Below are 25,890 nucleotides of genomic sequence, written 5' to 3'. Positions count from 1 at the left end.
ACACGACCGGCGTTTTACTCGATTGCAATCAGATTCGGGTTCTCAGGCAAAGCCTTCGTCTGCTGAGGAGCAGGCAACTCGACGTGCAGGACGCCATCCTCGAACTTTGCGTGGATGTCTTCCTTCTTCACATCGCCCACGTAGAAACTGCGTGCGCAGGTGCCGGAGAAGGATTCGTGCCGCAGATAGCGGCCCTTCTTATCCTTTTCGTCATTACTGTGGCTGCGCACTGCCTGAATGGTCAGGTAGCCGTCGTTCAGATCCATCTGAACGTCTTCCTTCTTGCAGCCCGGCAGGTCAACAGCTACTTCATAACCGTTGTCCGTCTGTTTGACATCGGTCTTCATCATGTTTGCACCACGCTTACCAAAGGTATCACGAGCCTCACGGTTCATCATACGTTCCAGTGCAGCGTCATTCCAGAACGGATCGAAGAAATCATCGAACAGGTTTTCATGGAAAACAGTCGGCATAAGCATAAATCATTCCTCCAATCCCGGCGTTCGGGTCGGGGCAAAAAATCTGAAGCGTCCACTCGGAAGAGCTTTCCGGGGAGTCTTGCGGCTCTCCTTTTTCCCTTCCTCCTGAGCACGCCACTGTTATAGCACTGCATTTTAGCACTGTCAATAGTAGAGTGCTAATATTCACAAAAAAATAATACTTTTGCAACAATATCTTGTATCTGTCTTTCCCCATTACCACAATGAGACAAAAATCAACACCGGGAGATGGAATCGCACACCGTTTTCTTTCCGGCTTATCCCATTTTGGCGCAAAAAAGCTAGGATTCAGTTGTTTTCCTGCTGCTTTGTATGATTTTTGCCATCGTTTTGCAGCCGCTTTTCCAGTGCGGACTGCTTGGCAAGAATGGCGTTTACTTTATCGTACAGGTCCTCGATCATGATCTCGGTCTTCAGGTTGACTTTATAGTCATTTTCCGCTCTGCGGCGGTCTTTTTCCTCCTGACGGTTCTGGCTCATCATGATCAACGGTGCCTGAATTGCCGCCACACAGGACAGTACCAGATTCAGCAGAATAAACGGATACGGGTCAAACGCTTTGGCAGCCAGCACCGTGTTGACCACCATCCAAAGAATCAGAACACCGGTAAAGGAAAAGATAAACGCCCAGCTTCCGGCAAATTTTGCAATGGAATCTGCTGCACGCTGCCCCAGCGTATACTTTTCTTTTTCGCTTTCAGGACTGACGGAGATCTTACTGTCTGCCAGCAGATTCAGCACTTCCTCATCGGTCATGTCGTGCCGGATGTCCTTGAGCACTTCTTTTAATAGTTTTCTGTTTTCCTTCATAACGGTCACTCCTCTCTCATGGATGTTCTTGGGTGGTAAACGGGAATTTATCAGTATCTCTTTTTGCATGTTTTGGGTATCGTTGCTTCATAACTCATATCAAGCAACATTTTGATTTTGTCATCTGATACGCTGCACATCCAGTGCAACAGTAATCCAGCTATCCTTGCTCATATGATACGCCGGGAAGAAGCCGGGTTCCTCTCGTAGTGTGCCAATCAGAATTGGGTCACATTTGAAATCGACCACTTCCAGCATTTCTTCGCCCTACAGCCCCAGCTTGTTCTTTGGTACATCCATAATCAGAGCAAACCACTTCCGATTATTACAATGCCGGAACACCTCATAATTCGGATATTTGAGCCACGGATAATCTGTCTCGGCGTTATATGTCTGATTCTAATTCTGCGCGTTTCATAACCTCACCTCTACAACTTCTAGCTTTCTGCATGTTACTATATAGTTTTGATTACCTGTTCTTCTGCATTTTGGCCGAGGGATAATCTCTTCGTTGAAAAAATAATTGACCACGATAGGCGGATCGTTGAACGGGCGTTTGATGGAATCATCATCCCGGACATACAGTAGCCCTTCCTCTTGGCAAAACTGCCGCATCTGCGCATCCAGCATTGACCAGTAGCTGCGTTCTTTTTTATTGTAAATGGTATCGTACAGCGGCAGCAGGTCTGGATGTTTTTCCGTTATATAGTCAAAAATCGTTTTCTTATAACCGCCCCGCAAGTTTAGGTTTTCCAGCCAGACCAAATTACATTGATTCTTCGCCCGGTGGATGATGGAGGGCAGGTCGGTGAGGCCGGGGAAAATCGGCGAGATAAAGCAGGTGGTGCGCACACCAGCATCATGGAATGCTTTCATAGCGGCCAGCCGCCGCTCAATGCTCACTGCATTGTCCATATCAGCGCGAAAATCTTCGTCCAGTGTGTTTGATTGACCAGGATACCCGCGCATTGGGGAATGTTTTAATGAGGTCAAGGTCACGCAGCACCAGGTCAGACTTGGTAGCAATACTGAGGCTACACTCGCTGCCCTGCATCTGCTCCAAAATGGCGCGGGTGCGGCAGGCGGTTTCCTCCAGCGGCTGATATGGGTCGGTCACGTAACAGAGAAACAGTTCTTTCCCTGCATACCGCTCCGGGTGTTTGATTTCCGGCCAAAATTTAACGTCTATGAACTCTCTCCAGGGCTCCGGGTGATTGGTAAAACGCTTCATAAAAGATGCGTAGCAATATTTGCAGCCGTGGCCACAGCCCACATAAGGATTGACCGAATAATCACTCACAGGCAAATTGGATTTTGTGAGGACTCTTTTTACTTCAACGTTTCAGATGATTGGCTCCATTGTATGTATGCTCCTTTGATTTTGCTTATTTTTCACGGGACAGTTTCATCATATCCTTCATATCGGCAAAACCGATTGTTTGATACAGCGGCCTGCCTTTGTTTGAGGTTTCAAGATAAATTTTTGAAATATGCCGCTGACGAGCCTGCTCTACAAGCCACCTGACGATTCTGTTCCCTATGCCGTGTCCGCGAAACTGCGGCCGGGTATAAATGTTCATCAGGTAGGCACATTTCCCGTTTAGATTGTCCGGTGAGGGCATCTCATGATAGAGGCATATCCCGCCGCAGCCGACGATTTCCTCCCCTACGTAGGCAAAGCAGGCAATATGTCCGCCCTGCGGCAGTTCTGTTTGATAGTAGCGGCGATTTTCCGATTCCAGCTCTGTTACAGACCGCTCCGAGGGGATGGAGAATACCTCATGCAAGACTTCCATTCGCCATTGCATCAATACATTCAGGTCCTGGATCGTGGCCTGCCGGATCTGAATCTCCATTATAATGCCCCCGCTTTCATTACCACCGGCAGTTTCGACACATCCGGCTTACCGTTGACATTCAAAGGAATCTGCTTCATCTTCACAAAGAACTCTGGGATCATAAAGGAAGTCAAATTTTCAGACAGTTCTTTTTTTACTTCCGAGACTTTCAGCTTATTGTCGGAAGGCACCACATAGGCGGTCATATAGGACAGTCCATCCTCGTCTGTAAAAGCCCGGACAATAGCCTGCTGCACATCCTTGCACCGATAGAGCCGGGACTCCACCTCGGCAAGTTCCACCCGCTTGCCGTAAATCATGATCTGGTCGTCCTTGCGGTGCAGGAATGCAATGTTGCCATCCGGCAGGATATAGCCCAAATCGCCGCTGCGGTACATGGTGCTGCCGTCCGGCTGCCGCTCAAAAGCTCTGTTTTCCTCGGCATGGTCGCCAATGTAGCCCAGAGATACACCGCCGCCATAAATGCAAATCTCACCCGTCTGCCCTTTGGCAACCGCGTTGCCAGACTGATCCAGAATCCTGATCTGCGCACCCAGTACAGGATGACCGATGGGATAGGTACCGTCCTCCAACACAGTTCCACTATTGCAACGGTAATAGGAGGCGCAGACCGTTGTCTCGGAGGGGCCGTAGGTGTTGTAAACCTCTGCTTTGTCCAGCAGGTGATCCACATAAACGCCCCGCAACACATCGCCGCCGCTGATAAGCAGCCGCAGAGAGGACGGAATGACAGACAGGTGGTTCATTTCTGCCAGCAGATACGGAAAGCCGCTGATCATAGTCACATGGTGGCGTTCCACAAAAGCCATCAACGCATGGATGTCGGCCTTGTCCTCGTCAGAGGGGATGGCCAGAGCGGCGCCATTCAGCAGGCTGGTGAACACTTCCTCCACAAAGATGTCAAAGGAACAGACGGAATATTGCAGCATGACATCGCCGGGGCCGGGGTGGAACTCATTCGCAAAGGCGCGCACATAGTGGCAGACATTGCGGTTGGTAACACAGACGCCTTTGGGCCGCCCGGTCGTGCCGGAGGTATACAGCACATAGGCGGGGCGTTCCGGGTCCTCCACGGCGTTGCGCTTCCAGGAGGGCGTCTCCACGCCGCAGATCTCACAATCTGTATAGCGGATGGGGAAACTGTTCAGTTTGGGCGCAAAGGCGTGTTCCGTCAGCACAAAATCCACCTGTGCCTCGGTCATCATGTCATGGATGCGCCCGGTGGGAAAATCCGGCTCGGCTGGGACGTATCGGCCGCCGCATTTGAGTACCGCCAGAATCGAGGCAATCATCTCGGTTCGGTGACGCATGACGATGCCGATGCTGTGTACTTCCTGCGGAAAGCTGCACGTGATCATATCCACCATGTTGGACAGCTCTCCAAAAGTCATGGTGCGGTCGTTTTCAATGATAGCCGGGGCATTTTCATGTTCTTTAACTACCTTCTGAAAAAGCGAATAGATCGTATCCATCGTTTTATCTCCTTGTCGGTTTATCTATTTAATATCCAGTGAATGCCAGCCGCTGTGCGCTTGTTGCACGCCTGATAGTGGCTGCCACTGTTCAGTACGAAGGTGGTTTCGATGCCTTTCCCGTGGCACAGTGTTTCTATCTTCTGCGTATTCTGCTGCACAACGTTCAAAATCGGATTATCGGTGGAGCTCTCCTTGTCTCCGAGAGAAAAATACAGACAGTCAGGTTTGCGCTTCATCTCATGGGAGCACACATATTCCATGATGCCCTCAAACCAGAAGGAACCTGACATACTCGCTGCGCGGGCAAACACATCCGTTTGGTAGAGAGCGTAGAGGGCGAACAGCCCGGCCAGCGAGTAACCGGCGAGGCCCCGCCAGGCGGGCGCACCGGGAAGGAGCGCTTCCGCTTCCGGCATAATTTCATCCAGAAGCAGTTTCAGGTAATCATCCGCACCCCCGGTGCAGGGCGTATCGTGTTTAGAGATCGGCCCCATATACCACGGTGTCATGTCATGATCCCATTTCAGCTTACTGACCGCCACCAGACTGAAATCTGGGCAGCCGAGCGCCATCAGGTTTTTATACACACTGTTAACGGCATTGGAAAAGGTGTTGAGATAGATAACTGGGCTGCCCGGCTTTGCGCTTGGGTATATGTCCACTCTTTTTTGTTCTATGGTTAAAGAAGTCACCTTGTTGCCTCCTCTCTTGACGATTCATTGTATAAATATTGTACGGTATCCGAAAACGAAAGCAAGTACGCAGAAAGTTCGTACATAGTATCAAACTACTGACCAAGGCTATAAACAGGAGGAAGTAGCCGTTGGCGATGTTGTCTGTCTATATGTTACGGCCCCGGTTTCCGCTGTTCTATATCGGTGCGAAGCTACAGAAGTCAATATTCCTTACCATTATGATGATGGCAACGTACATATGAACCATGTGATGAGATTGAAAAAGCTGGATCAGTACAACCCGTCTTTTCTCCCGTTTGAGAAGCTGAAAGCCTATGGGATTGGTGCGGTACGTGGGCCACGAAGAATGCCTCACAGTCTGATTTGCGAACTGGAAAGGAATCGGTATGAGCAGTGATATTTGGAATCCCTGGCATGGCTGCCGCAAATACAGTGAGGACTGTGACCACTGCTATATGTACTATCTGGACAATGAACGGGGCAAATCAGGCGGGGAAATTTATAAAGTCAAGACAAATTCCGATTTGTCGAGTTCAGTATATCACACCAAATGCAAAAAGAGAATATGTACGCCGCCCGCAGGCGGCAAAGATCAGTCCAGTGGAAATTCCAGTTCGGCAAACTCCGCATCGGTCAGCAGTTTCAGCTTTTCGATAACGCCCTCCGACAGTTCCCGCAGGGCAGTTTCATCGGGCATCAGGTAGCACTGCATGAGCCGCAACTCGTGGATAAGCCCCAGCCGGGTGCCGGTGTTGTAGAGCATCATCAGGGTCAATTCCTCGTGGTCAAAGTTCATGTTCATCCCTCGCTTTCCGGCAGACGGTAGGATTGCACTCCGGGGCATCGCACTTTTCCTTGAGATTCATCAGTACCGAATGGCGTTCCGGCTGCTTGTCCAGAAACCCCGGCAGTTCCTTGAAGCCGATGCTGTCCACATAATGCACAGATATCTCGCCATTGCGTTTGAGTGCAATCACATCGCTGACCGACAGGCTGTGCCCCTCAAAATCCTGCGGACGGGAGAGGTTGAACATCTGAAACAGTTCTTCCAGAACCTCGTTGTCCGGCACATCCTGCCACATGGCGGGCAGATCAGCATAGTAGGTGACCTCGTAATGCTCCGGGTCGGGCGTTTTGCCTCGACGATTCAACTCCCGCATGGAAGCAAATCTTTCATCGAAGATTTTTTCGTCATGCCTCAGCTGCATCACCATATAAACATCGCACCCTGCGTTCAGAAACTTCTGCGGGATGTCCGTCATGGGTTCACCGTCAAAATTCTGGTTCCATTTTTGCTGCATCGTCCACCTCACAGTTCAGGCGCAGAACGTGCAGACGATTTTGGCGCAGACGTATCACTTGCCAGTTCTGCCAGCTTTTCCAGTGTGGAAGGGCGATGGTCTGCACTCAGTTCCTCGGCTTCCGCAACTTTGTCCATGACGGCATCGTAGTCCTGCAACAGCCGCCGCCCCTTTTCCATGTGGTGCGCTTCCAGAATCTGCTCACGGGCTTCCTGAATGGTCAGTTCCGGGGCATCCAACTGCCCGCCGTCCATCACGGAATAATCGCTGTGGTAGAGGGTGTAGTCCCATCCATCCTCACAGGACTGGATGGCAAGGTAGCCTTTTCCGCCCAGTTCCCACGCCGCCTGCTCGTCCTGTGTCTGAATCTCCGGGTAGAAGTCTGCATGGTTTCGTTCCATGACTTCGGCAAACTGGCAGATGTGGAACACATTGCCCAAACCGCCCATGTCAAAGTGGTAATCATCCAGATGTTCCACCCGTGCCGTAAAACTGCGCCCATCCGGGTAATCCACCTGAATCACGCCGCCATCTGGAATGCGATAGAGGTCATCATAGTGGCTGTTGATGAGACGAATATCCCTCGGCAGCGTTTCCGGCTCCCAGATGCGCCGTCTGCCGATGCCCGCCTGCGGGATGTTTTCGAGGATCTTTACGCTTTCCTGTTGGATGGCCTTGCGGTCATCGTCCGAAAGTTCAAACAGATACCAGTTCCGGGCGGCAGAAATGGCGTTCCTGCCATCGGGCGGCAGGTTCTTTTCCGAGATCTGCCCGCTTTCCAGCGGCTCACCAGTTACCTTGTTGTAGGTGGCAAAGCCGACTCCTGCGCCATTTTCCCGGAGGTGGAGATAGCGTTCATCGTTGATAAGGTAAACCGCTTCTTTTTTCTGCTCCATCAGCAACCACCTTCAAATTCAAGAGAAAACTTGCTGCGGCCATCAGCTTCACAGGACAGCAGCACGGTGGCATTGTAGGTCTTGCCCTTGGCACTCTTGCAGTCCTTCAGGCGGACCCGACCATCCCGCAGCAGCTTGTCCGCCACATGAGCGTCCAGACGCTTGCCCAGACGCTTGAAGAACGCATTGTCCTTCCACAGCACGAAACGGCACTCCCGGTTCTCGCAGAACCAGCCCTTTTCACGCTCCACAACATTTGCACCACAGTTCGGGCAGACACCAATAATCTTGCTTTTCATAAGTGCATTCGCTCCTTTTTTCATTTCCGTGTTCTTTACCAGTTCGGTAATCACCATATTGATCTCAGTCATAAATTCACTCGGCTCCATTTCGCCACGTTCGATTTGCAGCAGTTTTGTTTCCCAATCGGCGGTCATTTCCGGGGACTGGATCTCTTCGGGCATTACGGTAATAAGGGCTTTGCCCTTGTCGGTAGGCAGCAGCACCTTGGTTTTCTTGGTGCCCTTGCGCTCCAGAAAGCCCTTCTGCACCAGCTTTTCAATAGTTGCGGCGCGGGTGGCCGGGGTACCGATGCCCTGACGTTCTACGCCCTCCGGCATACTGTCTGCACTGGCGGTTTCCATCGCATGAAGTAGAAGGTCCTCGGTGAAATGCTTCGGCGGGGACGTTTGCCCCTCTTTCAGTTCAGCACTGGCAACGCTGCACTGGCTTTGCTCCTGCACATCGGGCAGAACAGCCTGTTCTTTCTGCTTGCCCAACAGTTCGCCCAGCATTTTCCGCTCCATGGCTCTCCATCCATCGGACAGCACCAACTTGCCTTTTGCGGAGAATTCCTCTCCGGCGCAGATGGTGGTGAGCGTAGTTTCTGCATAGCAGTGCGGTTCGCCCACAGCGCAGAGCAGCCGTGCGGCAATCAACCGCAGGACATTCCGCTCCCCGGCAGGGAGGGCGGCAAGGTCTGCTTTTGCCATGCTTTTCGTAGGCAGCAGCGCATGGTGGTCGGTGACTTTGCTGCCGTTGATGACCTGCTGCACATGGATGGGAAACGGCTCTTCCACAGCAAACGCCTTGCCCGTGTTCGTCACCAGCCCCGGCAGGGATGCCGCCATATCCTCCGTCAAAAATCGGCTGTCCGTGCGGGGGTAGGTGATGAGCCGCTTTTCGTAAAGACTTTGGGCATAATCCAAGGTCTGCTGTGCCGTAAACCCCAGCAGACGGTTTGCATCCCGCTGCAATGCGGTAAGGTCGTAGAGCTGCGGCGGACTTTCGGACTTTTCCTTGCGTTCCATCTTCTGCACTGTGACACGTCCCTCCTTTCGGCATTTGGAAAGCAGTAGTTCAGCATCCGCTTTCTGTGCAAATCGTTTGCTGGATGCAGTGCCGCCGTCTGCAAGGGTCAGGGCAACCGTGTAGAATTTCTCTTGCGTGAAGGCGGCAATGGAAGCTTCCCGAACCACCGTCATGGCAAGCACCGGGGTCATAACACGCCCTACCGCCAAGGGCTGGTTGTACAGGCACGAAAAAAGCCGGGACGCATTGATGCCGACCATCCAGTCGGCACGTTCCCGGCAGAGTGCTGCGTTGTACAGCGCATCGTATTCAGTTGACGGTTTGAGATGGGCGAAACCTTCCCGGATGGCGGTTTCCTCCATGCTGGACAGCCACAGGCGAGAAACAGGCTTTTTGCAGCCGGCCTGCTGGTAGACAAGTCGGAAGATCAATTCTCCCTCCCGTCCGGAATCTGTAGGATAGTTCTCGGAGGTGACTTTTCTGACTTTGTTACTCGATGGCATCCAATGGGCCGATAAAGCGGTAGAAAATCTGGATTTTCTGGACGTATTCGCCATCGACCTTTTCCGCTTTGGATACCAGAATCTTGTCAATCAGCTGATGCAGAATCTTATAGTTCAGTTCGGTGATGCCAGCGTACTTGCTGACTTCATCAATAAAATCCTGAATCTTGTCCAGCTGATCGTGTTCAGCACGGCCTTCCCGCTCGTACTGCTCAATCTTTTCGGTCAGTTCAGCCTGTTCTTTGTCGTAGCGATCTGCAAGCATTTGAAAACGTTTCTCCGGGAGAAGTCCCTTTGATACGTCCTCATAAAGTTTTGCATACAGGTCTTCGATTTCTGCGATTCGTGCTTTACACTGCTTCAAATCCCGTTTGTGCTGCGCCCGGTCAGAGGACACCCGGAGGTGCATCTGATTTGCAATCTTCTTCACAAGGGCTTCCCGATTGCTCACAGCGGCCTTTGCGTGTGCCTGAATGTCCGCAAAGACAGCTTCATGCAGAACACGGGCTTCCAAATTATGAGAGTCACAGGCTTTCGCACCATATTTCCGATAAGTGCTGCAACAATAAAATGTCTGATCCAGAACACTGTTACGTTTGCGCCTGTGCTCGACCTTGACTAACATCGTTCTGCCGCAGTCTGCACAGCGGACGATGCCCTTGAAGATATTGTCGTAGTCGGTCTTATCGCACATAAAGCAGCCGGAACGGCTGTAAAGGATTCGCTGCACGTTCTCCCAACGGTCTTGTGGGATGATTGCTTCATGTGTATTCGGAACGATAGCGCGTTCTTCAAACGGAATATAACGCCGCTTTTTGGATTTCATGGACACGGTGGGCTTGGCTTCGTAGATGATGTGTCCGGCGTAGACTGGGCTGTGCAGAACCTGACTGATATAGGCACTGTCCCAATCATACATCTTTTCATCATCAATAAAGCGGCCAAACATCTCTTTCTTGTAGTAACACGGCTTCAAGACTTTTTCATCGTGGAGCCGCTTGGCGATGCGGTGAAGCCCCAGCCCTTCCTCTGCCATTGAATAGATATACTCAACAACGGGGGCGGTGTTCGGGTCGATCACAAGGTGATTGTGGTCGGCAGGGTCTTTCTGGTAGCCAAACGGTGCGCCGCTGGAGATATACTTTCCGCTTTTCTTGCGTGTCCGAAGGGCACTCTTGATTTTTCGGGAAGTGTCTTTGGCGTACATTTCATTGATGATGTTTCGGAACGGGGCAATATCCATCTGAGATTGCTCGTTGGAATCATAACCATCGTTGATTGCAATATAGCGGACACCGTGTTCAGGAAAGAAGATTTCCATATACGTTCCGGTTTCGATGTGGTTGCGTCCAAGTCGGGACTGGTCTTTGGTAATGACTGTTGCCACCTTTCCTTCCCGGATATCATCCAGAAGTTCCTGAAAGGCAGGGCGGTCAGAGTTCGTACCGCTGTAACCATCATCAACATAGTACTGGCAATTCCCGAAACCGTTGCGTGTGGCATACTCCATAAGCATCGCCTTTTGAGTGCGGATGCTCAGGCTTTCGCTGTTTGAACCGTCATCTTTTGACAGCCGGCAGTATAAAGCAGTTACTTTTTTGTCCTTTTCCATGTGTACCTCCATAATGGAAAAGAGACCTCATCAATCACATTGTAGCGGATGCTGCGTGATGATGCAAGCCCTTTTCCGCAGTAAAACGTCCAATTAGCCAGCGGCAAGATACGATTCGGCAGTTTTACGAATTTCTTCTTCCGCAAGCCGCTGAAAAAGCGTATTCATCGGCACATTGCCGATATAATGGCGTTCCACGATCAGGCGCACGGACTTCGGACTTCTCGGCGCACGTTTGCGTGTGGTAGGCTTCTTCTCAGATTTTTCTTTGTTCAAGGGCAGACCTCCTCATTCATGTGGCGCAAATACGGAAAGGAATGGATGGATTCTATTCGTTTTTCTCTTTTTGTTTTATTACGTTGGTTAGGTGAAAGTTTTCTTTGATACAGTCTTAAAGGCTGCTATACTGCATAGGAAAAATCTCTTTTGCAGATGCCATTAAGAATCTGCATCACAGAATCGTGATTTTGGCGGTTCTTGAATCGTGAAAAACGCAGAACTATTCAACATTTGGAATTTTTACAAAGATGTGATTGGGCGAAGAAAACCGCGTTCGTCTGCGCTCAATCAATCCCGCAGCGTCCAATTCCTTAAGCGCACTGGAAACACTGACCGTGCTGCGCCCTAGCTGCTCAGCCAAAGAGCAAATCGTAAAAATGACAAACACGAAACCTCGTTCATCTGTCCAGAGATTTTTCTGCGAGAGCGTGGCACGGTCGAGCAGCAGCGCATAAGTCATTTTTGCAGTCTGGCTCAGGTCAAGTTCCAAAAGGAAGCGTGGGTATGGGAGAAACGGCGGCAGCAGAGTTTGCGTGGTAAGATATTCTGAAATGTTGATCACCTCCAGCTGAAGCAGAAATCAGGAACAAAGAGTATGTAACGAGAATTGGTGGGTTCCAATTCTCCAGTCGCAGAAAAGCACGAAACAAGTGCTCAACTGCGTTAATAAGTTAAGGTCTCCCATATTGGTCCTCGACTTCCCTAGGAGTGGGGAATCGTCCGGCGGCGGGCTTGCACCGCACCATTGGCATTTCAGCCACCCCGTCTTCGTTATGACCGGGCTGCGAGTTACAGAAGTACCTTTTGTGAAGTACCGGACGATTGAACTATTCACTTGTCAAGGAACATATGGAAGATTTCTGGACTTTGACGGACGAAAAACATCCTTCTACTTGGTAGCCGATGAAAAAGGCCATTTCGTAGCATTGCAAGCAATTTTGTAAACAAAACGTCATAATAGTCCGAGAATGGTCTTGAAAAAGATGCCCTACACTTGGTAGGCATCGAGAACGTCTGTTTCGTAGCATTGGTGAGAAACTTGTAATTGAATTGTAATTCTTGAGACCAAATCTCCGCTTTTGAAAAAATCCTCTCAATAGGTAGGCAACGAAAACAGCCCAAAGACAACCATCTTTTTGAGAATTAACAAAAAGGTCACAAATGACCGGCTTTCAAAGAGGCGCTTCTACTATTAACAGAAAAAGTGGCCTAAAATGGGGGGTGTTGGAGAAAATTTCTGCCTTAAAAGTACGCCTCTACTCACTAGCCAGCGAGAATAGCCAAAAGCCAGCAAAAAACAAATGAATTATGTACTTCTGCCACTGATTGCAACGGCATATCGGTGACAGAAAGATCGTTTAGAGCGATTCTTCGCGGTTTGGGGTGGTAGAAATCGTTTTGTAGTTGGACTTTTTCTGCTGAAGCTGCTCCAGCTGTTTCAGCACCGATTCCTTCTCCGGCATCTTACCGCCCGGTGCGGAAAGCTGCTGCTTATTCAGCACCATGTCGATATATTTGCGGATGTTTTTCAGGGCGGAGATGTCCGGCTGCAAGGTTTCCAGTTTGGTACGCAGTTCTGCGCTGCCGGATTGCAGCGCAGAAAATTCGGCATCCAATGCCGAAAAATCTACCGCTGTGCTGCCGTTCAGTTTCATCAGAGTGCGGACAGCTTTATTAAAGGTGTCCAGCTCCTCTTTGTGCTGGGCGGCATAAGCGTCCTTGGTCAACTTGAAGTTCTTCTTGATAAAGGTGTCGTGGATGGGCTTCAGCTTGGCATGGGCGGCGGCAGCATCCTTGATCTGGGCGATTGCCCGCATACGGTTTTCGTTCTGCTTCAACTGCTTGCGGAGAGGGGCGGCGGTCTGGTTCAGGTTAGAAATTGCAGTGTCCAAATCCTCGATGGTGTTCAGGGAATGGGCTTTCAGATAGTCCACCGCCTGTTTGACTTCCTCAAAGTCCCGAATAGTGCATTTCAGTTTTGCCTTGCCAGACCAATCGCTGCGCTGCTCGTTGCGGAGGTTGAAGTAATCCACCAGCAGGTCGGACAGCATTGGCTCCTTGGCTTGTTCCAGTGCATCCAAAAGAATCTGCTTCTTTTCATTCAGGTCTGCGATCCAGCGTTGCAGCCCACGAATCGCACTGCGGATGGACTGCATCAGGCTATTGGCGGCGCGAATATCCCGGTTCAGGTTGCCGAGAAAAGTTTCCACTCCACGCTTTTCCATCTGGTGTGCGGCGGGACCGAGATGCACGGTCGGTATCTGCTGGATGCCCTGTCGCTCAAAGGAGCGCAGGTCAACACGTTCCGGGCGGCCAGCCGCTTCCAGATAGCGGTTGGTGACGGTCTCCCAACCATGCCGCCAGACCTCGGCATACTTCTGGTCGTTCCAGTCCACCGTGTTTTCCTTGTGGCACTTCCAGTTGCCGGAAGCGAGCCGGATGCGCTCACCGTTCTCGTCAAGGTCGTACACCTTTCTGGCTTTCGGGAGCCACTTGCCGTGTTCATCTATTGCCCGGAGCGTCAGCAGAATGTGAGCGTGTGGGTTTCCATCTCCCTTGTCGTGAATGGCAAAGTCGGCAATCATGCCTTTGGAAACAAACTGCTCCTGACAGAATTCCCGAATCATTTTCAGGTACTGCTCTTTCGGAACTTCCACCGGGAACGCCAGCACGATGCGCCGTGCAAGCTGGGAGTTCCACTGGTTCTCCACGGCTTCCACGGCGTTCCAGAGCGTTGCCCGGTCTGCATATCCGGGCAGCGCATGGGACGGCAGCATGATCTCGGCATGGACAAGTTCTTTTTTCTTGTTGTAGAATTTTGTTTTCTGGTCGTACTCGCTGAACAGCCGTTCGCCGCTCTGATAAGCAGCCCCAGCAACAGCGGACTGCCCTTGGCTGCGCTTGACGATGGTGATTTTGAAATGCGGACACGGAATAGGCATCACCTCCAAACAAAAAGACCGCCCAGCAAGATTGCTCTTGATGAACGGTCTGGAATCGTATTCGGTTGTACTCGCCGCCTTGGAGCGGAGTGCTGTGCGCTTCGGTCTCAGGCGGGAGCCGCAAAAGGATAGCTGCAAAGCAGCGCAAGGAAAATGCAGTTTTCCTTGGGATGGAATCGGGCTGGCGCACAAACGCCAGCTTCGATTTCATCGAGCCGTCTGCAAGACCGCAATTTCACCGGAACGGTGTATAATTGCGCCCTATTTCATAGGGGGTTTGGAACGTTCTGCTTTTCGTGAACGTCATGCACCATCTTTGCAAGCGCCAGAACGACTTCAGGTTGACGGAATGAAATTTTCAGCAGCTCCATCACCTGATCGTCGGTCAATTCTCCCGGACAGACAAGAAAGCTTTCCAGCATTCCAGCACGAGTGCAAAGGCGATGCACACGCTCTCTCCGGTTCAGCTCTGACATCTGGCGTTCAAGGATCCTCTCCCGGTGCTGGCAAGAGCGCAGCTTCTGTTCGGCTTTGGCTTTTTCATTGCGGAGGTAGGATAGGTCGGTTTTGGGTTGGGTCAATGGCATCACGCTCCTTTACAAAATAAAGAGCCAAACAATCAGTATAGATGTGTGCTGATTATTTGGCTGTGGAACGCATTTAATTCTCACAGTTTAAACGAATTTGTACAATAAAGTGTCCGTTACTTTTCTCTACCTGAAAATTACCGTTGTTTTGATTCACAGCACGTTCTACATTTTTCAGCCCGTAACCATGGTGTTTTCCTACACGCAGTTGGGTGACAGCATCTATATATGGATTTTCGATACTGTAAAACAGGATTCGGTTCTGTTTTCGCAGTTGCAAGTGAATCACCCTTTTCTCTGGAGCGATAAGTCGACAAGCTTCAATTGCATTATCGAATGTGTTGCCAATAACAACGCTTAATAACAATGTTGAGATAGCGAGAACTTCTGGAATCGTTATATCTAAGAGAACTTCAATCTGATTTTCTTTTGCAGAACGGAGATATTGATTCAGTAAAGCATCAACCACAGGATTTCCAACAGCAGAGATGTCTTTCACACGTTCATAAGCATCCGCAGCTGCTTGAGCAATCTGACGGAGTTGTTCAGAGTCATTTTGTGCTGCAACCGCTTGCATTGCGGCGGTATATTTTTTAATGTCGTGCCAAAGAGCCTTTGTTTCTTGTTGCTTTTCCAGAAGTTGCTGATAGTACTCTATCTGTAAATGATAGTGCTGTTCTGTTAGTTCTGCCAGATACTTTTCTTTTTCATTTTTCCGCAGAGCTTCCACATAGAAAACAATCATAATATTCACAAAAAGCAGGACAGCCATGAAAAAGACCATATAGTCCGGAAAATCTTTGTCTGCTGCATGGCACTGTACAACATAGCACACGGAGATACTTGCAAGTTGAATACTGATTAGAGGAAGAAGCCATACAATCCGTAAATCACTTTCTTCCCGGTTAAAAAAATGTGACACTAAAATAAGGAGCGGTATTTGAATCAGATTAGAGAACACAACGTAAATCAATCGCGCTGCTCCAACCTGCATTAAAAGTTCCGTATCTGGAAGATGAACGCCAATCAATAACATCGCAAGAATCTCTACCACGGAACCTAAGACAAAAAATGAACCACTTGCGAAAGCCGCTGGCCAAGTCTGAACTTCATAGAACAATCTTGCTAGTAAAAAACCTCCAAGCAGTAAGTAGAGCGTCCTAGGTATCACCCAATTCGGAAAAAGACTTAGAGCGCACTGCCCTGTGCATAGCAAAGCCAAAAAGGCGTAGTGCCATTTGCTTTGAATCCTGTTTCGCACAAATAATCGACTCATAAACAGACTGAGCAGTGCAATGTTTGTAATACTTCCGGCCAATTCTATAAAATAATACATTTTACCGTCCTAAATATGTGTTGAACGCTTGATTGAATTCCTGACGTTTTCTTCGGCTAATAGGCAGCTTTGCTCCGTTGGAAAGCATGATTTCGTCCGATGAAGTATAAAGGATGTGTTCCATATTAACAAGATAGCACCTATGGGGTGCTGTAAAGCAGCGTTTGGGAAGTTGCTTGGCTGCATCTTGAATATTCATCCGAAGTTGAAAGTCTTTACCTTTGCTGTGAACTAAAATTGTATGACCATAACTTTCAATATAGTAAATATTTGCAGTTTCCAGCGATAATGTTCCGCCATCACATTCAACAAGGAATCGGCGTGATGCAAGTTCTTGAGTTGCCGCATCCATTGCGGATTTAAACAATAGGTCATTTAATGGTTTTGTCAAATAGCGAAAAGCTATTCCATAACCTTGAACGGCATATTCATGTTGTCTAGTTACAAAAATCACCATTGGATGCTTTGGCAAAGCTTGTAGAGTTCGTGCAAGTTGAAATCCATTGGATGGCATCTCTATGTCCAAAAGCAAGAGGTCAATGGATGTTTTTTGTGATTTTAATTCGTCAAAAAGTAGTTCTCCATCTGTATAAGTTTTGATCTCAAAGAGCTGGTGAGTGTCGTATTCTGTGATTTTTCTTACGATGAAACTTAAATCTTCTTTTTCATCATCGCAGACCGCGACCGTATATTTTGCCATTTGAAGATCCTCCAATTAGATTTGATGTTTACAACCATTATAAATGGTAGGATAGGAATCAGCAAGTCTCCAAATTGACCGTTCGTGCCAGAAAGCTAACCATTCACGACAAATAGATTGCTTTCGTTTGAAATTATGGTATCATCAACTAAAAATCATGATGTATAGCGTTAGCTATATGTCTATGATTTGTAAATTTCATTTTAGGAGGTCAATCACCATGAAAAAAGCTTTCTCGGCGTAGCTTCCTTGCACTATCCGGTAGTGCCGCCCTTTTGATTGCGGTAAATCCTTTAATGGCAAATGCCGCAATCACCGAGCCCGAACTAAAGTCCTATTATGTTGCACCCATCGGTGAATCTGGTACGATTCAGTTGGACAACAGCGAACATGGAACCATTACGATTCGTCCAGACACTCCGATTCAGGGACGAGCAAATGGCGATCCCGTTATCCATGGTACTTATACGGTTGAATACAACTCCATCGGTTCGCATTTTGAGTACAAGGTTGACACTAACAGTAGCTATAAAATCACAGCCGCATATGACTTGGACTATACGACTGTTCATGAGATTCTCTCTCATAGTCTTACACACACATCGACTATGGCGAGCCTGAAAATCGAATTCAAATATTTCAGCGTTGCAGGAACTGCTAATGCATACCTTAATTTTGTAATCCGAAATGGAAAAATCTATGTTGAAACAAACATGTGATTTCAACATACGCTACCGGGAGATATAATAATGGAAAAATTAACTGGAATTCTGTTACTAATAGCCGTAGCGTTTCGATTGTTGGTTCTTTTTTTCTTTTCGCAAAGCATCTTTTTAACCCAGCTTTCCATTTCTACTTTTATCGTGGTAATGATCATTGCCATTATACTGTTGATAAGGAAATGGCTTCATTGGCGAAACTCGAAATAAAATCAATTACTGCTATCTACTCGCTTAGTTAAAAAGTTTGATTCTTGTTAACTTCTTGTGAACAGACGGGCATCCGACAATACAAGAAGGACGCCCGTCTGTTTCTTTATAAATGAAAATTTTATGTTAGAGCGTACGATCTCTCGAAAAGTTGTCGAATGGCTATATGGTCATGGAATTATTGAACGCAGTGAATCAAATATTTATGTATATGCCTATGAATTGTTGATTTCATCAACAATAAGTATTTTCCTCATTCTTATCGCATCATGTGTTTGCGGTAATATATGGTACTCATTGGCTTTTCTCCTCGGCTTTATCCCACTTCGAATATACCTAGGAGGATATCATGCATCCTCACATTTTAACTGCTACTTGGCTTTCTTATCTGTCTTTCTTGCAAGTGTCGTTTTAAGTTATCAAATTGTGGCGACATATGGATTTCGGTTGATAACGACTTGTTTACTATTCATAATTGCATTTTTGTATGCCCCTGTTGAAGCCAAAAACAAGAGACTCCCCACAGAAAAGAAGCGAAAGTATAGGCATATTAGCATCTGTTTGACTGGTTTTGATGTCATTCTTGCGGCAATTGATATTCTACCACTCTCAAGATTTATAACAATTTACTATTTTTCGAAATGGGCATTGATTATATTTGCAGTCATTCCTTGCCTGACACGAAAATTTCAAAGATGAATTCGGTTTTCCTTTTGGGCGACCGTTTTCAAAAATCAAAAGAAGGAGAAAAAATGAAAAAGATAATGTATTGGCTGAGTAAGCTCACTTGCGCTGTTGCAATGGGTATGGCAGTAGCAAGTGTAAATAGCACCTGCTTCTTCACTGCATATCAGCCGGATGTTCCCGAATCGCTTGATCATGACTGAAACCGCGTAAGATATGTTATGTGAAAATAATGTGGAGGGTGATGCTAGTAAGGTTGAATATACTGTGAGAAAAGGTTTCATATAAATAAAAACAACATATATTTCATTTTGGAGGAATACTATGAAATCGGTAAAACACCTTTGGGCATCGTTACTAATTGTTATGGCGTTTGTAATTATCTGTCCGTCAGCACTAGCGGCGACCGGAAACTCTTCCCAGGTACATTCAGAAAATCCTGTGGATGCTTATCCTAATTCGACAATTGGTGTCATTCATTTTTATATTGATGATGGAAAGTTGATAGTTTATAATCCTGACGAACGTACTAGCGTACGGGGCGATGCAGGAACCGCAACAATTTACTGGACCATTCCGGGACAAGTTTTTTGGTCAATATCTTCTAATATTTCTGGGCCGATGGTGTTCTCTGGAAGTGTGAGTACAACAGCTGGTGATTATTGTCCGCTTAATGGCATTAGTTTTGATGGCTATGTTAGCGGTCTTGTAGATGTTCAAATGATGCCTGGCAGCAATTATGCAACATTGGAAGGGTCAATGTTAGACATTCAAGGTGTTTCCTATGTATTGCCGGGAGTCGAAGCGTATATGTACCATTGATCATCGGATAGAACAGATGGAAAATCATATGGAAGATAATGACATTCCAAAATTTTGTACTTATCGTGGAGAAATCGAATTTGAAGGGACGTTAATACAGGCTGATATTTTTATTGACAGTAAAATGCTTGAAGACAAAAACAGCTTTTTAATAAGTTTTTTGTGCAAATCTAATACGATATATAAAATGGTTTGCAGAAGTGTTTTAAAAAAGGAAGGATATTACATAAATCTAAAATTCAATGGTGTAAAATTGAAAACCCGTGTCCTTTCAGTGTCACAAAGCTTTATTGATAGTAACTCGGAAACATATAGAATCGGCCTTATGTGTTCTAATGATTTGCGCATCTAAATCAAAAGACAGTCGATGGTACGGTTCGGAGCGAAGCATCAACAAATCAACAGCCCTCTATGCGTCAAAGGTGAATTCGCCCGGTTCGGCGCACACCTCCACCACGCGGCCCTGCTCCACGATGAGCATGCACTGTCCGTCTGCCACAGCAATGCCGCTGCCGTTGGTGATGATATTGTCCTCGCCGTTGTTGGAGCTGCGGCGGGAGGTGCGCTTCTGGCCCTTGACCATCAGCACATCCTTGTCCAGAGAATCGCAGTAGAAAAATTCTTTCCACTGGTCTGCAAGGGTTCCGCCCAGTGCGCCCATACCTGCTTTGATAAGACCCATAGTAATTTCCTCCTGTATGTTTTATTTGTGTAAGCGACAACGCTTTGTCATCGCATTGCGTTCGGTTTCGGTCACGGTACAAGGGTTAGATCCGGGGAGTCGTTTTTCCAGTAAACGGGACGCGTGTCCCGGTCAAACAGCACTTCTCCGGCGCGGTATTTCAGGCTGCAGCCGCTGGGGCTGCCGTCATCGTTCAGCAAAATGGCCCAGAACTCGCACGGTCTGCCGTCCGTATCGGTCAGCGTGAAGTGCAGCTCGGTGCCGTCCTCGGTGCGGCCCTGTGTTCCCTCGGCGGTGCCGGTCAGGGTGCCGTTCCACCCGTCCCATTCCACGCTCATGCAGCAGCTGCCGTCCGGCAGGAAGGTCATCCAGCGGATGCCCTTTGCGGCCTCGTCTCCGGCGCGGTAAGTGCCCCACAGCCTGCGGGGGATGGCGGTGAAACCGATGTCGTCCCACGCCTCGGTGCGCTGAAAAACGTACCAGACCTCACTGCCCTTTTTGGGGCCGGTGGACTGCATCCGCAGCGAGCCGTCCTCCATCATGGAGATGGTCCAGCGGCTTCTGCCGTCCTCGCTGAGACATTTCAGGTTCCAGCCCTGACTTTTTCCCCGTCCCAGCCGGTCACAGCGCCGGCATTCAGCTCTCCGGTGCGGGTCTCGGCAGCGGACTGGATCTGCGGGCTGACGTATGTTTCCCGGATGAAGGAGACGGTCACCGTGCCGGTGATCTCGGCCTTTTCCAGCCGCAGGGTAAAGCTTTCGTTGCGGTCGGCGGGGGCATAGCTTTCACCCTGCGTCACCGCCGTGACTGCCATCCACTCGGCCAGCACCTGCCACTCCCAGTCCTGCGGCAGCGGCTGCGCGTCCAGCGGGATGGTCACTTTGTCGTCTGTATACTGCTCCTGCGCTGCGCTGGACCGCCTGACCACGAAGGAAACGTTCCCCGCTTCGTCAAACGAAAGCGGCAGTTCATCCAGCGTGGCCCACCATGCAGTGTTGCCCTCTTTCAGGCTGTCGGGAGGCAGCAGCCCCCGCTCACAGGCGGTCTGCCGGTCCAGCTCATCCCGGCGCTTCACGTCGCGGTACAGCGCTTCTTCCAGCGCGGCGGGGTCTGCCCCCATGCGCTGCAGCAGCTGGGTGGCGGTGAGCTGGTTTCCGCTTTCAAAGTCGAAGCACCAGCCATTGTGGAAGGGTGCATCCGTACTGCCGTAGCAGCTGCTGACCACAAGGCTGACGCAGTCGCTGTACCAGCTGGCATTCCAGTTCATCTCAATGCAGATGTCCCACGATTCCGGGTCGGCTGCCTCCGGGCAGCCTGCGTACTCCTGCACATCGTATTCGTAGTAGCGGGCGATCTCGGCGTTGATGCGGGCGGCGTCGGCGCTGTCGCTTTCCAGCCGGGGCAGATGGATGTTCAGCCGGACGGTGCTGCCGTTCTCTGTCTGCACCACCTTTTCAAGGGTGTACTGCTCGGTGATCGCCGCGGTGGCGTGCATGGAATCCGGCGGGGTCGATTTCAGTTCCCGGCTGCTGGCCGGGCGGGCAAAGGCTGCGGTCTTTGCCCCGCAGCCCGCCAGCAGCGCCGCCAGCAAAACTGCCGGTATCCAGCGGAACGCTTTGTGTTTCATGGTGGTTCTCCTGTGTTCTCAATGGTCGTGCCGGAATCAGTAATCCGGGCAGCGGATCAGCTGCAGCTGGGTCTTTCCCTCGGCAAAGGGGTTCTGCCCATCGAGCATGGTCAAGGTCAGGGTCTCGTTGTACAGGTCGTACTTCATCGCCGCCACAAAGGTGATGCCCGGCATCCCGTCTGCCGTCTCGTTGGTAGAGACGCCCAGCACCATGCCCTCCGGCACCACGCCCAGATAGTCGGCATAGCCCTGATAGAAAACGCTGTTGTCCTGCACGCCCATCTGGACGGAACCGCTGCTTTCCACGTCCATCCAGTCAAACTGGTCGTCAGACATATCGTTGAAGGCACCGACAGCCTCCGAGGGGATCTCCTGCGCGTTCCACTCTGCCGTCAGGGGAGCAAGCTCCAGCACAGAGCCATCCTCCCGGCGCAGGTTCACCTCTCTGCCGCTGCGCTCCAGCGCCACGCCCTGATTTGCAATATAGATGGGGTCCTGACAGACCAGAGCGCTGCCGAACATGAGGCAGTGCAGCACATCTACGTACTCCACCACGCCGTCCTTGGTCAGCAGATAGACCACCGGGTGGAAGGATGCGCCCAGTTCTCCGATGCACAGGTCGATATACTCATTATAGATACCAAGGATGGGGTAGGTGCGGTCCTGTTCCAGCCGGATGCCGTAATCCGCGGCCCATGCGGCGGTCTCCGGCGTGCGGCGCAGGGTGATGGTGCCCTGTGTTCCTTCCAGCTGCACCGAAGCGCTGCTGTAGGTATCGGTCAGCACCGTCTGCGGCTGCGGGTCAGCAGCCTGCAGCGGGATTTCCACATCCAGCTGCCGCCAGCCCCACCCGGCGGTGGAGCTGCACCCGCCCCGGAGCACCAGCCGGTTTTGTTCCGGCAGCAGCAGGCACAGGTCATCCAGCTGGTTGTTTTCCAGCGTGTTCATCCGCATGCTTGCCAGATTGCCGCCGCTGCGCAGGCCCTCGTAGTAGCCGCCCTGCGCCATGTCCCGGTCAAAGGTCTGCATGGCCTCGCGCAGCATCTGCTGCTGCACAGCGTCCGGGTCCAGACCCATACGCTGCAGCATTTCGGCCATGGAGACCTGCTGGCCGGTGGCAAAATCGAAGCACCACCCGCGGGAATACCCCGGGTCGGAGCCGCCGTCGTAGCGGAACATCACAAGGCTCACGCAGTCGCCGTACCAGTAGGCATCCCAGTTGATGTAGGTTTCCGGGCACCACTCGTCCTGCTGGGGCTCGATTTCCGGGCTGTCCTCGTACTGTCGGAAGTCTGCCGCATACATGGCGGCAAGCTCATCGTTGAGATAAGCAGCGTCCGGGCCGTCGCACACCAGCTGCGGCACATGGATGGTCAGCTTCTGGGTGATGTTGTAATCGTCCCGGATGGTCTTTTCCAGCGTGAACTGCTCGGTGATGCGGTCATTTTGTGCCGTCTGCACCGCCGTGTCTGCGGCGCTTTGGGCAGCTGCACCGGAGCCTGCGGGTGCGGCACCGTCCGATGCGCTTCCGCACCCAGCCAGCACCACCGCCACCGCCAGCACCGCGGCGGCAAGGCGTTTGTGTTTCATGGTCGTTCTCCTGTGTTCTCAGCCGTAGCTGCGAGTCATCTGCAGCTGGGTCTCCCCCTCGGCAAAGGGGTTTTGCCCGGCGATCATGGTCAGGGTCAGGTTCTCGTTGTACAGGTCGTTCTTGAACGCCGCCACAAATTCGAGCTCCTCGTCGGCAGAGATGCCCAGCACCACGCCCTCCGGCACCACGCCCAGATACGCGGCGTCGCCCTGATAGATACGGCTGTTGTCCTGCACGCCCAGCTGAACGCTGCCATCGCTGCCCAGATCCAGCCAGTTCCAGCCGGTTTCAGAGGTGTAGTTGTAGGAGCCGGTGACGGAATAGGGGATCTCCTGCGCGCTCCACTCTGCCGACAGGGGAGCCAGCTCCAGCACAGAGCCGTCCTTCCGGCGCAGGTTCACCTCGCTGCCGCAGAGTTCCAGCGCCACACCGTTGTTGGCAAAGTAGATGGGGTCCTGACAGATCATGGCATCCCCGAACATGAGGCAGCGCAGCACGTCCACGTACTCCACCACGCCGTCTTTGGTCAGCAGATAGACCACCGGGCGGAAGAAGCCGTCCTCCTGCTCCCCGATGCACACATCCACATATTCATTGTAAGCGCCAAGGATGGGGTAGGTGCGCGTCTGTTCCACCCGGATGCCAATGTCGCCCCACTGATTGGTCTTTGGTGCAGGGCTCAGGGTGATGGTGCTCTGCGTTCCCTTCAGCTGCACCTGCACACCGTCGTAGGTATCGGTCAGCACCGGGGTATCGGCGGGGGCGGCGGAGGTCAGCGGGATCTCCACATCCAGCTGCTGCCAGCCCCAGTCGGTCTCGGAGCAGTACTTGCCCCGGAGCACCAGCCGGTCCTGCTCCGGCAAAAGCAGACACAGGTTTTCCAGTTCATTGTATTCCAGCGTGCCCATCCGCATTTCCGACAGGTTCCCGCCGCTGCGCAGGCCCTCGTAATACGCGCCCTGCGCCATCTCCCGGTCAAAGGTCTGCATGGCCTGCCGCTGCACCTGCGCCTGTACTTCGTCCGGGTCCAGACCCATGTGCTGCAGCATCTCGGCTGTGGTGATCTGCCTGCCGGTGGCAAAATCGAAGCACCACCCGCTGTAATACCACGGGGCGTCGTCGTAATCGTGGCTGCGCATCACCAGACTGACGCAGTCGCCGTACCAGTAGGCGTCCCAGTTGATCTCGGTCTGTGAGCACTCTTCGCCCTGCGGCACCTCAGCGTCCGGATCGCTTTCATAATCCATGTATTCTGCCGCATACATGGCAGCAAGTTCCTCGTTGAGAGCAGCGGCGTCCGGGCTGTCGCACACAAGCTGCGGCACATGGATGCTCAGCTTCATCACGCCGATCATCTCGCCCCGCACCGTCTTTTCAAGGCTCCACTGGTCGGTGATGCGCTCCTTTTGCGCTGTCTGCACTGCCGTGCCTGCGGCGCTTTGGGAAGCTGCGCCGGAGCCTGCGGGGGCAGCGGGAGCAGCTGCGCCGCCGCAGCCGGTCAGCAGCAGCGCCGCAGCCAGAACCACAGCAGCAAAACATTTGTGTTTCATGGCTGTCTCCTTTCACTTACAAAGCCCCGGGCACACAGGAGGATGGGCAGTGCCCGGGGCCGGGAAATTTCCAAAGATCAATGGGGGAACTTTTCGCCCACCACCAGTGCGATGTAGTAATCCTCACCGCCGATGCTGCGCACCGACATGGCAAAGCAGCGTAGGTTTTTTACCGCCATGTTGATGCCTCCCGACATATAAGTCAGCCAGTTCTGTTTCTGCACCTCGTCGGTGGGGTATTTCAAGGTCTTCAATTTGTCCGTTCCTTCCGGTCCAAGGCCCGCAGTAAAATAGGTCTCATAGATGGGATACCCCTTGTTAGACAGCGCCTGTTTGATTTCATCTTTCTTTACATCTACATAGGAGCTGAACTTTGTTCTGTCAACGACCGGCGTCCCCTCCTTTACAAAGGGGCTGATGAGAAGGTCGGTAAGTTCTTCCAGCTCCTTCTCATAGACCAGCTCCGTCAGACCATTGTCCCTGCGGAACTTATTGAGGGCGTCCAGTGCCTGCTGGACTCTGATGTCATCGGGGAGCGTCGGTGCGCTGGGGGCACCGACGCAGCCTGCCAGCGAGAGCGCTACAACGGCTGCGCCGGTAAGGGTGAGGAATTCGCGTCGGTTCATCTCTTTCATGGGGGTGCTCCTTTCTATAAAGCCCCGGACACAGGGGGAGTGTGCCCGGGGCAAACAGGGGGATGTCTTGATGTCTTGTTATCTTATGCCGTTTTGTTCCAGAACACGGTAGCGATCATGTAGGTCCTGCTCTGAACCACCGGGCAGTAGATGCTGATGAACTCTGCCTTCCGGCTGAGACTATACAGCTTTCTTGCAGGGGTCATGACATTCCCACCTTTGCAATGATTTTTAACACAGTATAGCACAAAGTCTTTTTCTTTGCGACCAACTTTCCTTGGCAAAACGATACGGTTCTTGTTAAGAATCGTTGCGATTCATCTGAATCTGCAAACAAAACGAAAGACCGCGCCGTAAACGGAACACAGCTTACGCAATGCCGTCGCATATACAACGGCGACTTTTGCGTTGCAAAAAGCTTGTTGGGGGGGATTGCCCCAAACCCCTTTGTTCTGCATTTTCCAATGCAGGCCGCACCTCCCTGCAGGATGCTTTTGAGGGTGTCAATCAGTACATCCTAAAACAAAAGCCGCCCGAAGGCGGCAGGATGCATCACGGAAGCAA

The 25,890-nt window shown here is 50.9% G+C and carries 28 protein-coding genes and 3 pseudogenes; 6 read left to right on the top strand and 25 right to left on the bottom strand.

Going from position 1 to position 25,890, the window contains the following annotated elements:
- Positions 1-14 precede the first annotated feature (14 nt).
- The 7 genes and pseudogenes from ACGHUK_RS04725 to ACGHUK_RS04695 all read right to left on the bottom strand — a co-directional run bounded on the left by ACGHUK_RS04725 (position 15) and on the right by ACGHUK_RS04695 (position 5,336).
- Entirely contained in the window at positions 15-479 is a 465-nt protein-coding gene (locus ACGHUK_RS04725; protein ID WP_005924644.1) for an Hsp20/alpha crystallin family protein, read from the bottom strand.
- A gap of 309 nt (positions 480-788) precedes the next feature.
- On the bottom strand, positions 789-1,379 hold the full coding sequence (locus ACGHUK_RS04720; RefSeq protein WP_005924646.1) for a DUF1003 domain-containing protein: 591 nt from the start codon (positions 1,377-1,379) through the stop codon (positions 789-791).
- A gap of 51 nt (positions 1,380-1,430) precedes the next feature.
- The gene (locus ACGHUK_RS04715) at positions 1,431-1,568 is read right to left on the bottom strand and encodes an MmcQ/YjbR family DNA-binding protein (RefSeq protein ID WP_390575268.1); all 138 of its coding nucleotides are present in this window, start codon (positions 1,566-1,568) and stop codon (positions 1,431-1,433) included.
- 156 nt (positions 1,569-1,724) lie between these two features.
- Positions 1,725-2,616 (bottom strand): annotated as a pseudogene (locus ACGHUK_RS04710) (radical SAM protein).
- 79 nt (positions 2,617-2,695) lie between these two features.
- Positions 2,696-3,166 carry a GNAT family N-acetyltransferase gene (locus ACGHUK_RS04705; RefSeq protein WP_005924656.1) on the bottom strand — a complete coding sequence of 157 codons (471 nt, stop codon included), beginning with the start codon at positions 3,164-3,166 and terminating at the stop codon, positions 2,696-2,698.
- Positions 3,166-4,641: an amino acid adenylation domain-containing protein gene (locus ACGHUK_RS04700; protein WP_390575267.1), complete on the bottom strand. Its 1,476-nt coding sequence runs from the start codon at positions 4,639-4,641 to the stop codon at positions 3,166-3,168. The genes ACGHUK_RS04705 and ACGHUK_RS04700 overlap by 1 nt, the downstream gene beginning before the upstream one ends.
- Before the next feature lie 20 nt (positions 4,642-4,661).
- The gene (locus ACGHUK_RS04695) at positions 4,662-5,336 is read right to left on the bottom strand and encodes an alpha/beta hydrolase (RefSeq protein WP_044954294.1); all 675 of its coding nucleotides are present in this window, start codon (positions 5,334-5,336) and stop codon (positions 4,662-4,664) included.
- Between the two features lie 389 nt (positions 5,337-5,725).
- Here ACGHUK_RS04695 and ACGHUK_RS04690 point away from each other — a divergent pair.
- Positions 5,726-5,797 (top strand): annotated as a pseudogene (locus tag ACGHUK_RS04690) (DUF5131 family protein); the annotation flags it as partial.
- Between the two features lie 134 nt (positions 5,798-5,931).
- Here the strand turns inward: ACGHUK_RS04690 and ACGHUK_RS04685 are convergent.
- The 11 genes from ACGHUK_RS04685 to ACGHUK_RS04635 form a co-directional block, all read right to left on the bottom strand.
- The gene (locus tag ACGHUK_RS04685; protein ID WP_154244646.1) at positions 5,932-6,135 is read right to left on the bottom strand and encodes a transposon-transfer assisting family protein; all 204 of its coding nucleotides are present in this window, start codon (positions 6,133-6,135) and stop codon (positions 5,932-5,934) included.
- Positions 6,125-6,640 (bottom strand): YodL domain-containing protein, encoded by a 516-nt coding sequence (locus ACGHUK_RS04680; RefSeq protein ID WP_371293031.1) that lies wholly within the window; start codon positions 6,638-6,640, stop codon positions 6,125-6,127. Before ACGHUK_RS04680 ends, ACGHUK_RS04685 begins: the two co-directional genes overlap by 11 nt.
- An 8-nt stretch (positions 6,641-6,648) precedes the next feature.
- Positions 6,649-7,536 (bottom strand): LPD16 domain-containing protein, encoded by an 888-nt coding sequence (locus ACGHUK_RS04675; protein WP_390575265.1) that lies wholly within the window; start codon positions 7,534-7,536, stop codon positions 6,649-6,651.
- Positions 7,536-9,350, bottom strand: coding sequence for a DNA topoisomerase (locus ACGHUK_RS04670; RefSeq protein WP_390574948.1), 1,815 nt, complete (start codon positions 9,348-9,350; stop codon positions 7,536-7,538). Before ACGHUK_RS04670 ends, ACGHUK_RS04675 begins: the two co-directional genes overlap by 1 nt.
- Entirely contained in the window at positions 9,337-10,962 is a 1,626-nt protein-coding gene (locus tag ACGHUK_RS04665; protein ID WP_243136148.1) for a recombinase family protein, read from the bottom strand. Before ACGHUK_RS04665 ends, ACGHUK_RS04670 begins: the two co-directional genes overlap by 14 nt.
- Positions 10,963-11,055: 93 nt before the next feature.
- On the bottom strand, positions 11,056-11,238 hold the full coding sequence (locus tag ACGHUK_RS04660) for a hypothetical protein (RefSeq protein WP_005924684.1): 183 nt from the start codon (positions 11,236-11,238) through the stop codon (positions 11,056-11,058).
- A 223-nt stretch (positions 11,239-11,461) separates the two neighbouring features.
- Entirely contained in the window at positions 11,462-11,803 is a 342-nt protein-coding gene (locus tag ACGHUK_RS04655; protein WP_390575262.1) for a replication initiator protein A, read from the bottom strand.
- A gap of 796 nt (positions 11,804-12,599) precedes the next feature.
- Positions 12,600-14,177: a MobQ family relaxase gene (gene mobQ / locus ACGHUK_RS04650; protein ID WP_390575775.1), complete on the bottom strand. Its 1,578-nt coding sequence runs from the start codon at positions 14,175-14,177 to the stop codon at positions 12,600-12,602.
- 272 nt (positions 14,178-14,449) lie between these two features.
- Complete coding sequence (locus tag ACGHUK_RS04645) at positions 14,450-14,770, bottom strand: DUF3847 domain-containing protein (RefSeq protein WP_371293172.1); 321 nt, start codon at positions 14,768-14,770, stop codon at positions 14,450-14,452.
- 73 nt (positions 14,771-14,843) lie between these two features.
- On the bottom strand, positions 14,844-16,106 hold the full coding sequence (locus ACGHUK_RS04640) for an ATP-binding protein (RefSeq protein ID WP_390575260.1): 1,263 nt from the start codon (positions 16,104-16,106) through the stop codon (positions 14,844-14,846).
- 1 nt (position 16,107) lies between these two features.
- Positions 16,108-16,806 (bottom strand): LytR/AlgR family response regulator transcription factor, encoded by a 699-nt coding sequence (locus tag ACGHUK_RS04635; RefSeq protein ID WP_371293035.1) that lies wholly within the window; start codon positions 16,804-16,806, stop codon positions 16,108-16,110.
- 296 nt (positions 16,807-17,102) lie between these two features.
- On the opposite strand from ACGHUK_RS04635, the gene ACGHUK_RS04630 reads away from it, so the two are divergent.
- The 5 genes from ACGHUK_RS04630 to ACGHUK_RS04610 all read left to right on the top strand — a co-directional run bounded on the left by ACGHUK_RS04630 (position 17,103) and on the right by ACGHUK_RS04610 (position 19,593).
- On the top strand, positions 17,103-17,525 hold the full coding sequence (locus ACGHUK_RS04630) for a DUF5626 family protein (RefSeq protein WP_371293036.1): 423 nt from the start codon (positions 17,103-17,105) through the stop codon (positions 17,523-17,525).
- Between the two features lie 333 nt (positions 17,526-17,858).
- Positions 17,859-18,434, top strand: coding sequence for an accessory gene regulator B family protein (locus ACGHUK_RS04625; RefSeq protein WP_371293037.1), 576 nt, complete (start codon positions 17,859-17,861; stop codon positions 18,432-18,434).
- Positions 18,377-18,622 (top strand): cyclic lactone autoinducer peptide, encoded by a 246-nt coding sequence (locus ACGHUK_RS04620; RefSeq protein ID WP_390575256.1) that lies wholly within the window; start codon positions 18,377-18,379, stop codon positions 18,620-18,622. The genes ACGHUK_RS04625 and ACGHUK_RS04620 overlap by 58 nt, the downstream gene beginning before the upstream one ends.
- A 121-nt stretch (positions 18,623-18,743) precedes the next feature.
- Entirely contained in the window at positions 18,744-19,241 is a 498-nt protein-coding gene (locus ACGHUK_RS04615; RefSeq protein ID WP_371293039.1) for a hypothetical protein, read from the top strand.
- A 28-nt stretch (positions 19,242-19,269) separates the two neighbouring features.
- Entirely contained in the window at positions 19,270-19,593 is a 324-nt protein-coding gene (locus ACGHUK_RS04610; protein WP_390575254.1) for a hypothetical protein, read from the top strand.
- Positions 19,594-19,653: 60 nt separating this feature from the next.
- Here ACGHUK_RS04610 and ACGHUK_RS04605 read toward each other — a convergent pair.
- The 7 genes and pseudogenes from ACGHUK_RS04605 to ACGHUK_RS04575 form a co-directional block, all read right to left on the bottom strand.
- Positions 19,654-19,923, bottom strand: a pseudogene (locus ACGHUK_RS04605) (SPFH domain-containing protein); the annotation flags it as partial.
- Positions 19,924-19,994: 71 nt separating this feature from the next.
- Positions 19,995-20,465 carry a hypothetical protein gene (locus ACGHUK_RS04600; protein ID WP_390575251.1) on the bottom strand — a complete coding sequence of 157 codons (471 nt, stop codon included), beginning with the start codon at positions 20,463-20,465 and terminating at the stop codon, positions 19,995-19,997.
- A 41-nt stretch (positions 20,466-20,506) separates the two neighbouring features.
- Positions 20,507-21,550 carry a hypothetical protein gene (locus ACGHUK_RS04595; RefSeq protein ID WP_390575248.1) on the bottom strand — a complete coding sequence of 348 codons (1,044 nt, stop codon included), beginning with the start codon at positions 21,548-21,550 and terminating at the stop codon, positions 20,507-20,509.
- A 36-nt stretch (positions 21,551-21,586) separates the two neighbouring features.
- On the bottom strand, positions 21,587-23,140 hold the full coding sequence (locus ACGHUK_RS04590; RefSeq protein WP_390575247.1) for an acid-shock protein: 1,554 nt from the start codon (positions 23,138-23,140) through the stop codon (positions 21,587-21,589).
- Positions 23,141-23,158: 18 nt separating this feature from the next.
- Positions 23,159-24,691, bottom strand: coding sequence for an acid-shock protein (locus ACGHUK_RS04585; protein WP_390575244.1), 1,533 nt, complete (start codon positions 24,689-24,691; stop codon positions 23,159-23,161).
- Positions 24,692-24,768: 77 nt separating this feature from the next.
- A complete protein-coding gene (locus tag ACGHUK_RS04580) occupies positions 24,769-25,326 on the bottom strand; it encodes a twin-arginine translocation signal domain-containing protein (RefSeq protein ID WP_390575242.1) in 558 nt (185 codons plus the stop codon).
- Between the two features lie 83 nt (positions 25,327-25,409).
- Positions 25,410-25,532, bottom strand: coding sequence for a hypothetical protein (locus tag ACGHUK_RS04575; protein WP_371293045.1), 123 nt, complete (start codon positions 25,530-25,532; stop codon positions 25,410-25,412).
- Positions 25,533-25,890 lie beyond the last annotated feature (358 nt).

The organism is Faecalibacterium sp. i25-0019-C1, assembly GCF_042854225.1.
Lineage (GTDB): Bacteria > Bacillota > Clostridia > Oscillospirales > Ruminococcaceae > Faecalibacterium > Faecalibacterium taiwanense.
The sequence above is the reverse complement of the archived record's forward strand: the minus strand, read 5'-3'. Positions and strand labels throughout refer to the sequence as shown.